This is a genomic window from Proteus sp. GOKU (genome assembly GCF_015475555.1).
In the GTDB taxonomy this organism is placed as follows: Bacteria; Pseudomonadota; Gammaproteobacteria; order Enterobacterales; family Enterobacteriaceae; genus Proteus; species Proteus mirabilis_B.
In genome coordinates this window covers 2,893,563-2,909,124 of record NZ_CP034105.1, presented here as the reverse complement: position 1 = coordinate 2,909,124, position 15,562 = coordinate 2,893,563, and the positions used below count along the sequence as shown (strand labels likewise).

The 15,562-nt window shown below is 38.4% G+C and carries 13 protein-coding genes and 1 other RNA gene; 8 read left to right on the top strand and 6 right to left on the bottom strand.

Annotation, left to right across the window (positions count from 1 at the left end):
• Positions 1-2: 2 nt before the first annotated feature.
• The 4 genes from EHE21_RS13565 to zapA form a co-directional block, all read right to left on the bottom strand.
• Positions 3-2,054 carry a peptidase domain-containing ABC transporter gene (locus EHE21_RS13565; RefSeq protein WP_194950932.1) on the bottom strand — a complete coding sequence of 684 codons (2,052 nt, stop codon included), beginning with the start codon at positions 2,052-2,054 and terminating at the stop codon, positions 3-5.
• 110 nt (positions 2,055-2,164) lie between these two features.
• Positions 2,165-2,758: a 5-formyltetrahydrofolate cyclo-ligase gene (locus EHE21_RS13560; protein ID WP_194950931.1), complete on the bottom strand. Its 594-nt coding sequence runs from the start codon at positions 2,756-2,758 to the stop codon at positions 2,165-2,167.
• Positions 2,759-2,929: 171 nt separating this feature from the next.
• Positions 2,930-3,113, bottom strand: a non-coding RNA gene (ssrS, locus tag EHE21_RS13555) — 6S RNA.
• Positions 3,114-3,222: 109 nt separating this feature from the next.
• The gene (gene zapA / locus EHE21_RS13550; RefSeq protein WP_023581530.1) at positions 3,223-3,552 is read right to left on the bottom strand and encodes a cell division protein ZapA; all 330 of its coding nucleotides are present in this window, start codon (positions 3,550-3,552) and stop codon (positions 3,223-3,225) included.
• A gap of 176 nt (positions 3,553-3,728) precedes the next feature.
• Between zapA and EHE21_RS13545 the strand changes: the two genes are divergently transcribed.
• The 7 genes from EHE21_RS13545 (at position 3,729) to gcvP (ending at position 13,116) form a co-directional block, all read left to right on the top strand.
• Positions 3,729-4,307, top strand: a complete 579-nt coding sequence (locus tag EHE21_RS13545; protein WP_194950930.1) for a YecA family protein — start codon at positions 3,729-3,731, stop codon at positions 4,305-4,307.
• 75 nt (positions 4,308-4,382) lie between these two features.
• Complete coding sequence (pepP, locus tag EHE21_RS13540) at positions 4,383-5,693, top strand: Xaa-Pro aminopeptidase (protein ID WP_194950929.1); 1,311 nt, start codon at positions 4,383-4,385, stop codon at positions 5,691-5,693.
• A gap of 13 nt (positions 5,694-5,706) precedes the next feature.
• Complete coding sequence (gene ubiH, locus EHE21_RS13535) at positions 5,707-6,879, top strand: 2-octaprenyl-6-methoxyphenyl hydroxylase (RefSeq protein WP_194950928.1); 1,173 nt, start codon at positions 5,707-5,709, stop codon at positions 6,877-6,879.
• A 56-nt stretch (positions 6,880-6,935) separates the two neighbouring features.
• Positions 6,936-8,171, top strand: coding sequence for an FAD-dependent 2-octaprenylphenol hydroxylase (gene ubiI, locus EHE21_RS13530; protein ID WP_088494959.1), 1,236 nt, complete (start codon positions 6,936-6,938; stop codon positions 8,169-8,171).
• Between the two features lie 413 nt (positions 8,172-8,584).
• Entirely contained in the window at positions 8,585-9,679 is a 1,095-nt protein-coding gene (gcvT, locus tag EHE21_RS13525) for a glycine cleavage system aminomethyltransferase GcvT (protein ID WP_075670858.1), read from the top strand.
• A gap of 34 nt (positions 9,680-9,713) precedes the next feature.
• Positions 9,714-10,106, top strand: coding sequence for a glycine cleavage system protein GcvH (gene gcvH, locus EHE21_RS13520; protein ID WP_100159082.1), 393 nt, complete (start codon positions 9,714-9,716; stop codon positions 10,104-10,106).
• Between the two features lie 133 nt (positions 10,107-10,239).
• Positions 10,240-13,116, top strand: a complete 2,877-nt coding sequence (gene gcvP / locus EHE21_RS13515) for an aminomethyl-transferring glycine dehydrogenase (RefSeq protein WP_194950927.1) — start codon at positions 10,240-10,242, stop codon at positions 13,114-13,116.
• Positions 13,117-13,205: 89 nt separating this feature from the next.
• On the opposite strand, the gene EHE21_RS13510 is transcribed toward gcvP, so the two are convergent.
• Positions 13,206-13,808, bottom strand: a complete 603-nt coding sequence (locus tag EHE21_RS13510; RefSeq protein ID WP_006533678.1) for an HD domain-containing protein — start codon at positions 13,806-13,808, stop codon at positions 13,206-13,208.
• Between the two features lie 30 nt (positions 13,809-13,838).
• Positions 13,839-14,825 carry a tRNA-modifying protein YgfZ gene (ygfZ, locus tag EHE21_RS13505; RefSeq protein ID WP_194950926.1) on the bottom strand — a complete coding sequence of 329 codons (987 nt, stop codon included), beginning with the start codon at positions 14,823-14,825 and terminating at the stop codon, positions 13,839-13,841.
• A gap of 263 nt (positions 14,826-15,088) precedes the next feature.
• Between ygfZ and sdhE the strand changes: the two genes are divergently transcribed.
• Positions 15,089-15,364 carry an FAD assembly factor SdhE gene (sdhE, locus tag EHE21_RS13500; protein ID WP_075670946.1) on the top strand — a complete coding sequence of 92 codons (276 nt, stop codon included), beginning with the start codon at positions 15,089-15,091 and terminating at the stop codon, positions 15,362-15,364.
• The last annotated feature ends 198 nt before the right edge of the window (positions 15,365-15,562 follow it).

Sequence of the window (15,562 nt, the reverse complement as noted above, 5' to 3'; positions counted from 1 at the left end):
TTTCAACATCCTTGTTGAAGTTGCCAAAGTTTTTTGTAATAACCACTGTTTGCAATTAATTCTTTATGGTTTCCATCTTCAATAATTTGCCCTTTATTTAACACAATAATACGAGAACAATTTCGAATAGTTGAAAGGCGATGAGCAATGATAATAACGGTTTTATCTTTAGCAATAAGGGGGAGGTTATTTTGAATTATGGCTTGGGAGTTATCATCTAAAGCGCTGGTGGCTTCATCGAAAATTAGAATTTTAGGTGAGGATAATAAGGCTCTGGCAATCGCAATACGTTGGCGTTGACCTCCTGATAATGATGTTCCTCCTTCTGTAATAAGCGTGTCATATCCTAAGGGAAGCTTTAAAATAAATTCGTGAGCACCTGCTATTTTGGCAACGTGAATAACTTCTTCTAAAGAAGCATGTTGATGAGTTAATCGAATGTTATCAAAAATACTTAAGTTAAATAAAAAGTTCTCTTGTAATACAAAACCGATTTGTTGGCGTAGGTTAGTTAAATGAAACTGTGTAAGAGGAATACCGTCAATTTTTATACAGCCTGATTGTGGAATATAAAGACCTGAAATCATTCGCACTAAGGTGCTTTTCCCCGAGCCTGAAGTACCAACAATACCAATAACTTCATGTTTTTTAATATGTAATGAAATATTATTTAAAATAACAGGAGTATTGCTTTGATAATAAAAACTCACCTTATTAAAGGTAATTTCACCTTTGATATTGGATTGCCGTGTTGCAGTATCCTGCTCTTTAGGAAGATTAAGAATATCTTGTAAGTTATAGATAGCGTTTTTTGTTCTGATATATTTACCCCAAACATCAATTGCCGTTGCAAAGGGTTGTAAACAGAATCTAAGGAGCATCATGAACGCAATAAGTTGACCTATTGTTATCGAAAGAGAAATGACTTCATAGGCACCTAGCCATAACAGTAATGCCATCGTTGTTTTATTAAGAAATAACACAATAAAGCGCGAGAAATTATCAATATTTTGAAGTGATAAGCTTTTAGAGGTGACCTGATGAATTTGTGTATACCACTGTTGTGTAAATCGAGGCTCAAGCGAAAGGCTTTTAATTGTTTCAATCCCCCCTAAACTTTCGGTAAGAAATCCAGTATTAATTGCCGCTTTTTGATAAAGCTGTTGAACAGCAAGCTCTATTTTAGGTGCGAGAAATTTAGCTAAAATAAAGTAAAAAGGGATCGTGGTAATAAAAAATAAAGTGAGTTTTAACGAAAATATTGCCATTGCAACGATAAATATAAAGATAAAAGAAAAATCGACAATTAGCATCAATAACGTATTAGTAATAAATTCTCTAATAATATCTAATTCTTTTACTCGAGCGACAATGGCACCAGTTTGCCGAGATTTAAAATAACTAATCGGTAATCTAAATAAATGTTCGGTCAGTTTTAAGCTTAGAGTGATATCAATTTTATTTGCTGTGTGGTGATAGATGTACTCTCTAATTCCTTTTAGTACACCTTCATAAATAGCAATAAAAACCAAAGTAATAACTAATAAATCAAGTGTTAATAGGGCTTGATGAACAATTATCTTATCCATAATAATTTGTGTAACTAACGGAGTTGCCAATAGTAATAATTGCAAAACTAATGAATAAAACAAAATACCATAAAAAATGGTTTTATGTTTTTTAAATACAGGGAAAAACCAAGCAATGCTGAATTCATTATTTGATTTGAAATCAAGGTAATAGATGGTTTTCATTTTAAATAAACTATCTCTACTAATAGTTTCTGTTTTATCTGTTTGAGTGTTATAAATAAGAATGTTGTTGTTATTGTTTTTTAGTAAAATAAATGAATTTTCATTGTTATCTATAATAATTAACTTATGGTTTATTTGTTTTTTTAATAAAGTTGATTTTTTTATTTTCTTTAATTTAAAGTTGTGCTCTTTTTCTAATGAATTTACTGTGTGATTGTGTTCTGTTTTTATTTCTTTATTTTCAATTAGGCTGATAATAATGTTAATGCATTTAATTAAATGAATGTCTTTATTATTCATTAGAGTAAATACCTTTTTATAGAGGGAATATAAAAGGTATTTAAGAGTGTTTTTTTTATAAAAAATATAAAAAAACACAGATAACTATTGATACTAAAAAATAGAATAGTTTAAAAACACCATCTTTTTTCAGGAGTAATAATTTCAGGTAATGGAACATCCCAATCAGCGGTAGGGAGAGAATCAACTTGTTGGCAAGTGTGAGCAAGCCCCATTGGGTAAAATGATTTTTGTTGCCAGTTTTCTAACGTCCTATCGTAAAAACCGCCTCCCATACCTAATCGTTGACCTTGTGCATCAAAAGCGACTAATGGTGTAAAGATAATATCAATATTAGAGATGGGAATAACCATGTTCACATTTAAAGGAGGTTCAGAAATATTAAAGCGATTTTTTACTAACGGAGTCGAGGGTGTGTAACGTAAGAAAAGGAGATGATGGCGATGAAATGGGTGTAATACGGGTAAGCAAACTTGTTTATTTAATGTCCATAACTGGGAGATCAAAGGTGATGTATCAATTTCACCATCAAAAGAAAGAAACAGTGCAATAGTCTGTGCTTGTTTAATTTTAGGATGAGCAAGAACTTGCTCGCATAATTTATCAGCTGCTTGTTGTTGCTCTTCTAATGTGAGTAAACGACGTTTTTGGCGAATAGCTTTGCGGATCTCATCTCTTTGTTGAAAAAGTGAAGTGTGCGTCATTCATCAATCCATCAATAAGCGGTTGGTATTAAGTAGAAACCATCATTTTAATCAATTTATCACACTTTAGAGGTAAGAAAGCGAAGAAGTTGAAGATATGAGAATGAAGGCATAAAAAAAGTTCTAAACATTAAGTAGTTATAAAATACTTAGTGTTTAGAACTTTAGTAGGAGGTCTCCAAGATGCCGCCGCAAGCTGTAACCCTTGAACCCATGGTCCAAGGTGAACATAGTGTTGCTGCCATTAGGCTGCCTGAACGAATCGGGTATGCTCACAAGCAACAGATCACCACGTTCTATGTGTTTCGAATATCGGCTCAGGGGACTGGCCCGCTGGCAAACATCTCAGAGAAATTTGGTGGGTGCGCTAAGCACCTTATCTATGAACTATTGTATTATTTTAATTGTAGAAAGCAACCTATTATCTGTGAATTTCGTGGTGTACGCATGCTTTCTGAACAAATCTACTTCGCAGTTGAAAAAGTGCGATCATGGTGCTTGCCTTGATCGTGTAAAGCTTGTTCAATGGATTGTTGTAGCATTTTTATTTTCTCTTCCATGTTGTAGGCATAGTCTCTGGTTTTTAACTTTTCTTCTGCCAACTCATGACTCATATTTAATGCCACGATAAAAATTAAGTGCTCTGTATTGGAAACACCACTGCGTTCTTTGAGATCTTGTAATCGTTGTTCCAGTTCAGCAGCAGAAGCCAGTAAAGCATCTCTTTGTTCTGGTGGGCAATTGACACGTAATGAACGCCCAAAAATTTGAAGATCAACGGGTTGTGCGGACATGATTCCTTCCTGACATAAAATCTGTGCTACGTGTTTAGTAGTGTATACGGTTATAACGCTGTATTAAACGCTATTACTGCAAAAATTCCAATGATTAACATGGCTTAACTGGTACAGCGACTTCTATTGATGGTAGCATATCTTGAACTATTCCCCTAAATGCGACGTTTATTCTTATGTCAAAACAGAACACATTACCGAATTATCAAACTATTGATGCACTATTACAGCAACATACAGTACCTTTAACCGCGGCTGAAATGCATGGTTTGATCACAGGATTTATTTGCGGTGCAGTGCGTGATAGCAGTTGGAAAACCTTATTACACGATCTGACCAATGAAGGTTTAGCTTTTCCTAAAACGCTATCAGAGCCGCTTGAAGAGCTTTATCACATCACCTACGAACAGCTCGATGACAGTGTGTTCAATTTCTCGATGTTAGTACCTGACGAATCTGAATCTGTTTTTCCAAGAGCTGATGCCCTTGCGGGGTGGGTTAATCATTTTCTTTTAGGTCTGGGGGTTGCTCAACCTAAGTTGTCTGATCATAAAGAATTGACCGAAGTGATTACTGATTTACGTAATATTGGTGCGCTAGGTTACGAAGAAGACGAAAACCAAGAAGAACTTGAAGATGCGCTTGAAGAAGTCAGTGAATATGTAAAAGTATCCGTTCAACTTTGTTATATCACTTTTGTCGCACCAAAAGACAAAGGAAATGATGAACAAAATGAGCAACGTGTCTTACATTAATTGCATCATTAATTTCATCATTAATTGCATCATTAATTAGATAACCATAAAGATAAATGAAAGACAGGAGTGGGTATGAATAAGCAAGAATTTTTATCCCGTCGTCAGGCATTATTAGCACAAATGAAGCCTGCGAGTGCAGCTATCTTTTTTGCCGCACCACCAGCGCAACGTAATGCTGATAGTGAGTATCCTTATCGCCAACATAGTGATTTCCTTTATCTAACCGGTTTCAGCGAGCCTGAAGCTATTCTTGTGCTGATTAAAAGTGATGAAACACATAATCATAGTGTACTTTTTAATCGTGTTAGAGATTTAACCGCTGAAATTTGGTTTGGTCGTCGCCTTGGACAAGAAGCAGCACCTGAAAAATTGGGTGTTGATAAGGCACTACCTTATGAAGATGTGGGTGAACAACTTTACCAATTATTAAACGGGTTAGATGTTGTTTATCATGCTCAAGGTGAATACGCGTTTGCTGATGAGATAGTCTTTAGCGCATTAGAAACGTTAAGAAGAGGCTCTCGCCGCAACTTAAAAGCACCACAGACCATTATTGATTGGCGTCCAATTGTTCATGAACAACGTCTGTTTAAATCTGATTTTGAACTTGAATTACTGCGTAAAGCCGGAAAAATTACCGCATTAGCACATACACGTGCGATGCAAAAATGCCAGCCGGGTATGTATGAATATCAACTTCAAGGTGAGATTGAACATGAGTTTGTTTCTCATGGTGCGCGTTTCCCTTCTTATAACAGTATTGTCGGCAGTGGTGAAAATGGTTGTATTCTGCACTACACCGAAAATGAAACCAAAATGCGTGATGGAGATTTAGTTCTCATTGATGCAGGCTGTGAATACGAAGGTTATGCTGGTGATATCACCCGTACTTTCCCTGTTAATGGTAAATTTAGCCGTCAACAACGCGAAATTTATGACATCGTCTTAAAATCCATCAATGTTTCTTTGGAATTGTACAAACCTGGTACAAGTATCAAAGAAGTCACAGAGCATGTCGTGTATATCATGGTCGAAGGACTGGTTAAACTGGGCATTATGCACGGTGAAATCGATCATCTTATTGAGACAAAAGCCTATCAGCGTTTCTTTATGCATAGTTTAAGCCACTGGTTAGGTCTTGATGTTCATGATGTTGGTCATTATGGCACTGAGCGTGACCGTATTTTAGAACCAGGTATGGTACTGACCATTGAACCGGGGCTTTACATTGCACCAGATGCAGACGTGCCACAAGAATATCGCGGTATCGGTATTCGTATTGAAGATGACATTGTTATCACGGAAACAGGCAATGAGAATTTAACGGCATCTGTTGTTAAAAATCCTGATGAAATTGAAGCTCTGATGGCAGGAAAAATTTAAGGCTAAAATCAGCATGAATGTGATTATTGTGGGTGGTGGAATGGCAGGTGCGACATTAGCACTTGCACTCTCTACATTAAATAAAGGTAAGATTTCAATTTCGTTAATTGAAGCAAGAGAGCCTGACAATGGGCATCCTGGGTTTGATGCAAGAGCGATTGCATTAGCACATGGAACAGCAAAACGGTTAGAGCAAATCGGGCTTTGGTCAACATTAAAACCTTTTGTTACCCCCATTAATCACGTTCATGTCTCTGATAGAGGGCATTGTGGTTTTGTTAATATTCATGCACAAGACTATGATATATCAGCACTGGGTTATGTTGTTGAATTACATGATGCAGGGCGTCAGCTTTTTGCCAAGTTGAAAAAACAATCTAATATCACACTTTATTGCCCTGCTAAAGTTGAACAAGTTCAACGTAATATCGATTCTGTTGAGGTAACACTTGATGATGGTACGCAATTATCGGGTGACTTACTGATTGCCGCTGATGGTACGAACTCACCTATTGGTCACCAGTGCCATATTCAATGGCAACGAGAGCCTTATAACCAAGTGGCTGTGATTGCTAATGTCAAAACGCAAATCGATCCTCAAGGTAAAGCTTTCGAGCGCTTTACGGAATTTGGTCCATTAGCCATGTTACCAATGAGTGAAGGGCGCAGCTCATTAGTGTGGTGCCATCCGATTGAAAAGCTGGATGAAGTTTCACAGTGGGATGATGAAACAACTATCGCACATTTACAGCGTGATTTTGGCTGGCGTTTAGGAAAGATAGAGCATATTGGCAAGCGAAATTGTTACCCTTTAGCACTACAAAAAGCCAATCAAATTATTGGTCATCGTTTAGCGTTAGTTGGAAATGCCTCGCAAACACTTCATCCTATTGCAGGACAAGGTTTTAACCTCGGTTTACGTGATGTTATGGCGCTCGCCAATACGATCACCCAAGCGATTAATGCCAATACCGATATTGGTAGTTATCGAGTACTCTCTCAATATCAACAACTTCGACAGCAAGATAGAGAAAAAACAATCTCTATTACCGATGGGTTGGTGAAAATGTTTGCAAATCGTTGTGTGCCACTGATTATTTCTCGCAACTTAGGGTTAATGACGATGGAATTGCTTCCAATGATGAGAGATAAATTGGCGCATCAAACATTGGGCTGGACAGACTAGACAAGCAGAAAAGAACAGCGCGCTCTAAAATAATCGCTTTTTAGGATACTTTTATTATGAAATCATTTGATGTTGTTATTGCTGGTGGTGGAATGGTTGGGCTTGCATTAGCCAGCGGATTACACGGGTGTGGATTACGTATAGCGATAATAGAAAATCACCCAGTAACGAAACTTTTTCACCCACAGGATGATTTTTCATTACGGGTATCTGCTATTAATACAGCCAGTGAAATGTTGCTGAAAAAATTAGGTGTTTGGGAAAACTTACAAGCACTACGAACCGCACCTTATCAAGGTATGGAGGTTTGGGATCAAGATAGTTTTGGTCGTATTGAATTTTCAGCACAAAAAGAAGGGTTCAGCCATTTAGGCTCTATCATCGAAAATAACCTTATTCGTGAAGTGCTTTGGCAAAAATGTGAAAGCCACAGTGATATTACCTTCTATTCATCAACGCAGATTGAGCGTGTGGTGTGGGGGGAAAATGATGCATTTATTACCCTGAATGATGGTGAGATGTTGACGGCAAGATTAGTTGTCGGAGCCGATGGTGCTAATTCATGGTTACGCAAACACGCAGATATTCCCCTGACTTTTTGGGATTATGAACATCATGCCTTAGTTGGCACTATTCGTACTGAACAGCCTCATGATAATGTTGCACGCCAAGTCTTTCATGGTGAAGGCATTTTGGCGTTTCTACCGCTTTCTGATCCTCATACTTGTTCTATTGTTTGGTCTTTACCAAGCAACCTTGCTGAAAGTTATAAAAACGCAGAAAAAACCTTATTTGAACGCACATTAGGTGTGACCTTTGATATGCGTTTAGGTCAATGTGAGTTGATAAGTGATCGCATGACCATACCATTAACAGGTCGTTATGCTCGTCAATTTGCGGCTCCTCGTTTAGCACTATTAGGTGATGCTGCACATACTATCCACCCTTTAGCTGGACAAGGCGTTAACCTCGGTTTTATGGATGTTGCAGAGTTAATCGGTGAGATCCGCCGCTTAAAAGCAGAAGGTAAAGATTTTGGTGAATATCTCTATTTGAGACGATTCGAGCGTCGTCGCAAACATGCCGCAGCCGTCATGCTGGCAAGTATGCAAGGATTTCGTGAACTTTTTGCTGGCAACAACCCAGTTAAAAAACTGGTTCGGGATATCGGCCTTTCGTTAGCAGATAGTTTACCGGGGGTAAAACCTAAGTTACTTGAGCAAGCAATGGGACTTTCTGATTTACCTGAATGGTTAAGTGATAAAAATTTCACTTCAGTTGAAAAAATCTAATTCCTCGCTTATTTCACATTACTTTTATTTATATCTGACTGAAGAAATAGAACTAAAAAAATCTATTTTTTCAGTCTATTCTTTGCACTAATTCCTTTTTTTCAGTAATTCCTCGCTAAAAATGAGCGCTGATACGCATAATTGCAATCATTAGTTCTGCATACCCATATGTCTACATTATGATTAAGAGACACTATACCCTATTTTAACTTATGGTTTATTTTTTCTCACAATGCTAAGTTCAAGGGGATGGTATCGTTTGCGTTGTACGTTAATTGCTCGTGTTTGTTAAATCTATGTTTAAAAATAAACTTAAGCTTAAGATTAACACTATGATTTCAAATCAAGTTTAATTTTATATTTAACAAATGCGTTCTCTGAATAATCTAAAGTAAAAGTAGAAAGAGGGAAGAATGGCAAAACAGACTCCGTTGTATGATGAGCATGTAGCCTGCGGTGCTCGTATGGTCGATTTTCATGGTTGGATGATGCCCTTGCACTATGGCTCTCAAATAGATGAACATCATATTGTACGTCGTGATGCAGGTATGTTTGATGTTTCTCATATGACCATTGTTGACTTACATGGCTCACAAGTTAAAGATTTTCTACGTTATTTATTAGCGAATGATATCGCTAAACTCACCGAAAAAGGTAAGGCACTTTATACCGGTATGCTAAATGCATCAGGTGGTGTAATTGATGATCTTATCGTTTATTACTTTGATGACTCTTTCTATCGTCTCGTTGTGAACTCTGCTACCCGCGAAAAAGATCTGGCATGGATTGAACAACATGCTTCAGATTATGTTGTGGATATCACTGTACGCGACGATTTGGCATTAATCGCTGTTCAAGGTCCTCATGCACAAGAAAAAGTACAAAGCTTATTAACCGAAGCGCAACGCCAAGTTGTTTCTGCTATGAAGCCTTTCTATGGTGTAGAGCTTGGAGACCTGTTTGTTGCAACAACAGGCTATACCGGTGAAGCTGGTTATGAAATCGCAATGCCAAAAGAGCAAGCAGTCGATTTTTGGAAAAAATTATTAGCTGTGGGGGTTAAACCCGCAGGATTAGGTGCGAGAGATACATTACGTTTAGAAGCGGGAATGAACCTCTATAGTCAAGAGATGGATGAAACTATTAATCCACTTGAAGCGAATATGGGATGGACGATTGCATGGGCACCGGAAGATCGTCAATTTATTGGTCGAGAAGCATTAGAAAAATTACGCGCAACAGGCACAGATAAACTTGTTGGTCTTGTGATGCGAGAGAAAGGTGTGTTGCGAGCAGGTACTGCCGTACACTTTACTGATGATTTAGGTGAATTAAGAGAAGGTATTATTACAAGTGGTACTTTTTCGCCTACATTAGGCTTTAGTATTGCATTAGCAAGAGTTCCAGCAGGTATAAAAGATAGCGCAATTGTATTAATGCGTAATCGTGAGATGCCAGTAGAAGTGGTAAAACCTGGTTTTGTTCGTTCAGGTAAAGCATTGGTATAACACGCACAATAATTTTAAATGGAGAGTAAGGTCAATGAGTCAAATACCTAGTGAATTAAAATACGCACAATCTCATGAGTGGATACGTTCAGAAGGCAATGGTGAATACACTATCGGTATTACTGAACATGCACAGGAATTATTAGGTGACATGGTGTTTGTTGATCTACCAGAAGTGGGTAGAGAAGTGGCTGCTGGTGATGATTGTGCCGTTGCGGAATCAGTAAAAGCGGCATCAGATATCTATGCACCATTATCAGGTGAAATTATCGCAGTAAATGAAGAGTTAGATGGTTCTCCAGAGCTGGTAAACAGCGCACCTTACGGAGAAGGTTGGCTATTTCGCATTAAAGCAAATAATGAAAGCGAATTAGATGACTTACTTGATGCCGCAGGTTATCAAGAGCTGGTAGATAGCGAAGAGTAAAACGAAGCGCCCCGTCAAATTAATGCCGGGGCGTTTTTATTTGTTAGCTTGTTATCGTAATACTATCTCAACACGCTTTAAGCCGTGTGCTATTTACCTATCCATTCATAGTGAATTCAGGAAATTACTTGCAATGACACAGACTTTAAATCAGTTAGAGTATCGCGATGAATTTATTCGTCGCCATATTGGTTCATCACCAGAACAGATTAAAGAGATGCTCAGTGCTGTTGGCGTCTCCTCATTAAATGAATTAACTCAAAAAATTGTTCCAGATAATATTCAATTAGAGACACCACCGAATGTGGGTGCAGGAGCAACAGAGCAAGAAGCCTTGGCTGAACTGAAAGCGATCGCCAGCCAAAATAAACGTTTTACTTCTTACATTGGAATGGGTTATGCGCCTTCTGTATTACCTCCTGTGATTTTGCGTAATTTACTAGAAAATCCGGGCTGGTATACCGCTTATACACCGTATCAGCCAGAAGTTTCTCAAGGTCGTCTAGAATCACTACTGAATTTCCAACAAGTTACAATTGATTACACTGGAATGGATCTCGCTTCTGCATCACTGCTAGATGAAGCAACGGCAGCAGCTGAAGCAATGGCAATGGCAAAACGTGTAAGCAAATTAAAAAATGCGGATCGTTTCTTTGTTGCTGATGATATTCACCCTCAAACCTTAGATGTTGTCAGAACCCGCGCTGATACCTTTGGTTTTGAAGTGGTTGTTGATAAGGCTGAAAAAGTATTAGAGCTCGAAGGTGTCTTTGGCGTGCTATTACAACAAGTCGGCACAACGGGCGAAGTTCATGATCACAGTAAGTTATTAGCAGCACTAAAAGAACGCAAAATTATTACTAGTGTTGCCGCTGATTTAATGGCGCTGGTGGTACTCACAGCACCGGGTCATCAAGGTGCTGATATCGTATTAGGCTCAGCGCAACGTTTTGGTGTACCAATGGGTTACGGTGGACCTCATGCGGCATTCTTTGCTTGTCGTGATGAATATAAACGTGCGATGCCGGGGCGTATTATTGGTGTTTCTCGTGATGCTGCGGGTAATCGTGCATTACGTATGGCGATGCAAACGCGTGAGCAACATATTCGTCGTGAAAAAGCGAACTCCAATATTTGTACATCCCAAGTCTTACTTGCCAATATCGCGGCTATGTATGCGGTTTATCATGGACCTGAAGGATTAAAAACCATCGCTCAACGTATTCATCGTTTAACGGATATTTTAGCAGCGGGTTTACAACAAAACGGTATGGTATTACGCCATAAAACTTGGTTTGATACCTTAACGATTGATACTGCAGATAAAGCGGCTGTATTACAACGCGCTAAAGATGCTGAAATTAACTTACGTACCGATATTGTGGGTGCCGTGGGTGTAACACTAAGCGAAATTACAACACGTGAAGATGTATTAAAGCTTGTTGAAATTATCAGTGGTAAAGCATTAGCTGGTGATATTGATGCACTTGATAGACAAGTGGCTTCTGCGTCAGCATCAATCCCTGATTCTATGCAACGTAAAGACACTGTGCTGACACATGAAAACTTTCATCATTATCACAGTGAAACAGAAATGATGCGCTATATGCATCGTTTAGAAAATAAAGACTTAGCATTGAATCAAGCGATGATCCCATTAGGTTCATGCACAATGAAACTAAATGCTGCCGCTGAAATGATCCCAATCACATGGCCTGAATTTACAGAGTTACATCCATTCTGCCCAGCTTATCAAGCGAAAGGCTACCAAGTGATGATTGGACAACTCTCTAGTTGGCTTGCTGCATTAACGGGTTATGATGCGATGTGTATGCAACCAAACTCAGGTGCCCAAGGTGAATATGCCGGTTTATTAGCTATTCGTCGTTATCACCAAAGTCGTGGAGAAGGTGCGCGACATATCTGCTTGATCCCAAGTTCGGCACACGGTACTAACCCTGCTTCTGCTCATATGGCAGGAATGACAGTGGTTGTCGTCGGTTGTGATGATAACGGTAATATCGATATTGCGGACTTAAAAGCTAAAGCAGAAAAACATCAAGCTGAACTCTCTTGTGTGATGGTGACATATCCATCAACGCATGGTGTTTATGAAGAAGGTATTCGTGAAGTTTGCGAGATCATTCATCAATATGGCGGACAAGTTTATCTTGATGGCGCGAATATGAATGCGCAAGTGGGGATCACCACACCGGGCTTTATTGGCTCTGATGTTTCTCACTTAAACTTACATAAAACCTTCTGTATTCCTCATGGCGGTGGTGGCCCAGGTATGGGACCTATTGGTGTGAAATCACACTTAGCACCATTTGTACCGGGACATTCTGTTGTTGAAATGGAAAATGTCACTACACAAGGCGCGGTTTCTGCAGCTCAATTTGGTAGCGCTTCAATACTACCAATTAGTTGGATGTATATTCGTATGATGGGCGCACAAGGGCTTAAACAAGCAAGCCAAGTGGCTATCTTAAATGCGAACTATATCGCGCAACGCCTGAAAAATGACTATGACATTCTTTATGCTGGCGCTGATGGTTATGTTGCACATGAATGTATTATCGATATTCGTCCATTAAAAGCGAATTACGGTATCAGTGAAATGGATGTGGCTAAGCGTCTAATTGATTATGGATTCCACGCTCCAACCATGTCATTCCCTGTTGCGGGGACATTAATGATTGAGCCAACAGAATCCGAAAGTAAAGTTGAAATTGATCGCTTTATTGAGGCTCTGCTTTCTATTCGTGCTGAAATTGCACAGGTAGATAAAGGTGTATGGCCAATTGACGATAACCCATTAGTTAATGCGCCTCATACACAATATGAATTAGTGCAAGAGTGGTCACATAGTTATAGCCGTGAATGTGCGGTGTTCCCAAGTGAAGCAACGAAACAAAGTAAATATTGGCCAGCGGTTAAACGTCTTGATGATGTGTATGGCGACCGCCATTTACATTGTTCATGCGCACCAATCAGTGATTATGAATAAGCTTTAATCTAACAATATTCCTAAATAAAATACCGATGGTTAAGTTAGCCATCGGTATTTTTTTATTAACAAATTCAGTCTTGAATATATTACTTCAGCCAGCCTTTTTTCTGCGCCTCTAATAATTGAGGATAGAGATATTGCCAAAATTCTGGCCACTGTTTTTCAATAAACAGATTACGCGCTAATACTTGCTCTAAGCGGATATTATTTTCAACCCAGCTTTGACCTTCATTATGTAAATTCATCAGCATTGGCATGGTGCGATCAAGAATATTGGCAAACTGAGATTCTGGTGTTTCAGCTGCATCATATTCCAGCCATAAATTGAGGAAATATTCACTTTGTGGCGAAGGTAATAAAGCAAAAATACGTTTTGCAGCTTTTTGCTCGTGCTCTTTAATTGCTTCACGAGCAGCAACGTCATACACCATCACATCGCCAGCATCTATTTCAACGATATCGTGAACAAGTGCTAACTGAATAGCACGTCCCATATCAATATCACCTGCATACGGCTGAAAACTCATTGCTGCAACAGCAAAGTGCCAGCTATGTTCTGCAGTATTTTCAGAACGACTATTGTCTAATACATTATTTTTACGATAAACACGTTTTAGTTTATCTAACTCCATAATAAAGTTAATCGTATCAGAGAAGGGGCCAAATGCCCCTTTAGGTAATTGTGTCATAAAAATCCGTATTGGTATGATAAATAAAAATTACTCTTCTTCTAAAGAATAAGGCAGTGGTTTAATGGATAGACGGCTGATGTTATCGCCTTGAACTCTAAATACACTATCGAGCTCCATATCGTTATTCATAACAACTTCAGCCAAAATAGTATTATCAGCCATACGTACAGCACTTAATACCGTTCCTGTTTTACGCCATTTATCTTCGCCTAATTGCCATTCAACGCTACCGCCAATTTCAGGTAATTCAGTACCACCCCCTGATAATAGGTACATTGCACGTTTGTTGGCACCTCTAAATTTTGCGCGAGATACCATTTCTTGTCCGGTATAACAGCCTTTTTTAAAGCAGATACTCAGCGGCAATGCTTGCAGATTTGTTGCTTGAGGTAAGAATTGCTCAATATTTGGAGTATCAATAATAGGATATCCAGCCTCGATATCTAAGGCTAACCATTGCTCGCTATTACTGGTTTCGGCTTTTAATGTTGTTGCAAGATTTTTGGCTGTTTCTTCATCTGTAACGATTAAAAAACGTTCGGTAGGTAAAGGTAGCTGAAGAATATAAGTATTATCGTGATTAACAACTTCATTTGCTTTACGAGGGATCTCTGGGAAGTAATCGGCTAATGCAAGAGCAGCACCTTGTCCAGCTAATCCTAATAAAACGCTATCTGTATTTTCAGCTAAGGTTACTTTTGAAAATACGGCATATTTTTTTAATTCAGTCAGTTGTTTTTGCGCGACGTTTTTACGCAGAATATAAGCAAAACCTTCTTGCTGGTGGAATAAGCGGAGCGTACTCCACATTTTACCTTTTGCTTCACAGTGTGCAGACAATGTATGTGTCGTTGTTGGAAGGGCTGCAATATCCGTAGTGAGTTGACCTTGTAGATATTTTTCACTGTCAGCACCTGTTGCTGTTATCAGTGACCATTCATCTAAAGAAACCAGTGTTAATGGCAAATTGATTGCTGCATGAGGGCGTTTAGCCTGAGTAGAATTTTGAGTCATGATGTCACCAGCTATTAAATTAATCAGATACACCAGTTATGGTAAAAGAGTGACAAGACAATGCAAGTCATTATTATTTTAACGCACAGAAAATGAACCTGATAAATAACAAATGAAAGCGTGTTCAATAGGTTGTCTATGAGACTAAACCTGCAAACTGTGATCATTTTGATGTTAAAAATTTTGCGATAAGACTATCATCAGGGCTAGGAAGAAATAGTGGTATTTCTTGATTTGAACAATGTAAAGAGCAGAGTATGACTATCGATATAGAGAATAAAGCACGAATTAACTGGGCATGTCGTCGCGGAATGCGTGAACTGGATATTTCTATCATGCCTTTTTTCGAGAATGAGTACGATACGCTATCTGATAACGATAAAGCGCTTTTTGTTCGTTTACTAGAGTGTGCAGATCCTGATTTATTTAACTGGTTAATGAATCATGGACGCCCTGATGATGATGCTCTCTATTATATGGTGAAATTAATCCAAGAGCGCAATAAAGCGAGAATGGCGGAGATCGTTGATAAATATTAATAAAATAGATTATCAAATCAGCGATAGATCAAATAGTAATTAAGATTGATTAAAAATGACGCTTTTATTTTCTCATCAAATAAAGGCGTTTTTATTTTTATATAAAAAATTAATAATACTAATAACCCTCTAAAATTTACTGAAATAAAAAATGTAGTTACGTTAAATTTGCGCACCATCTCTAAAAATGATGGCTTA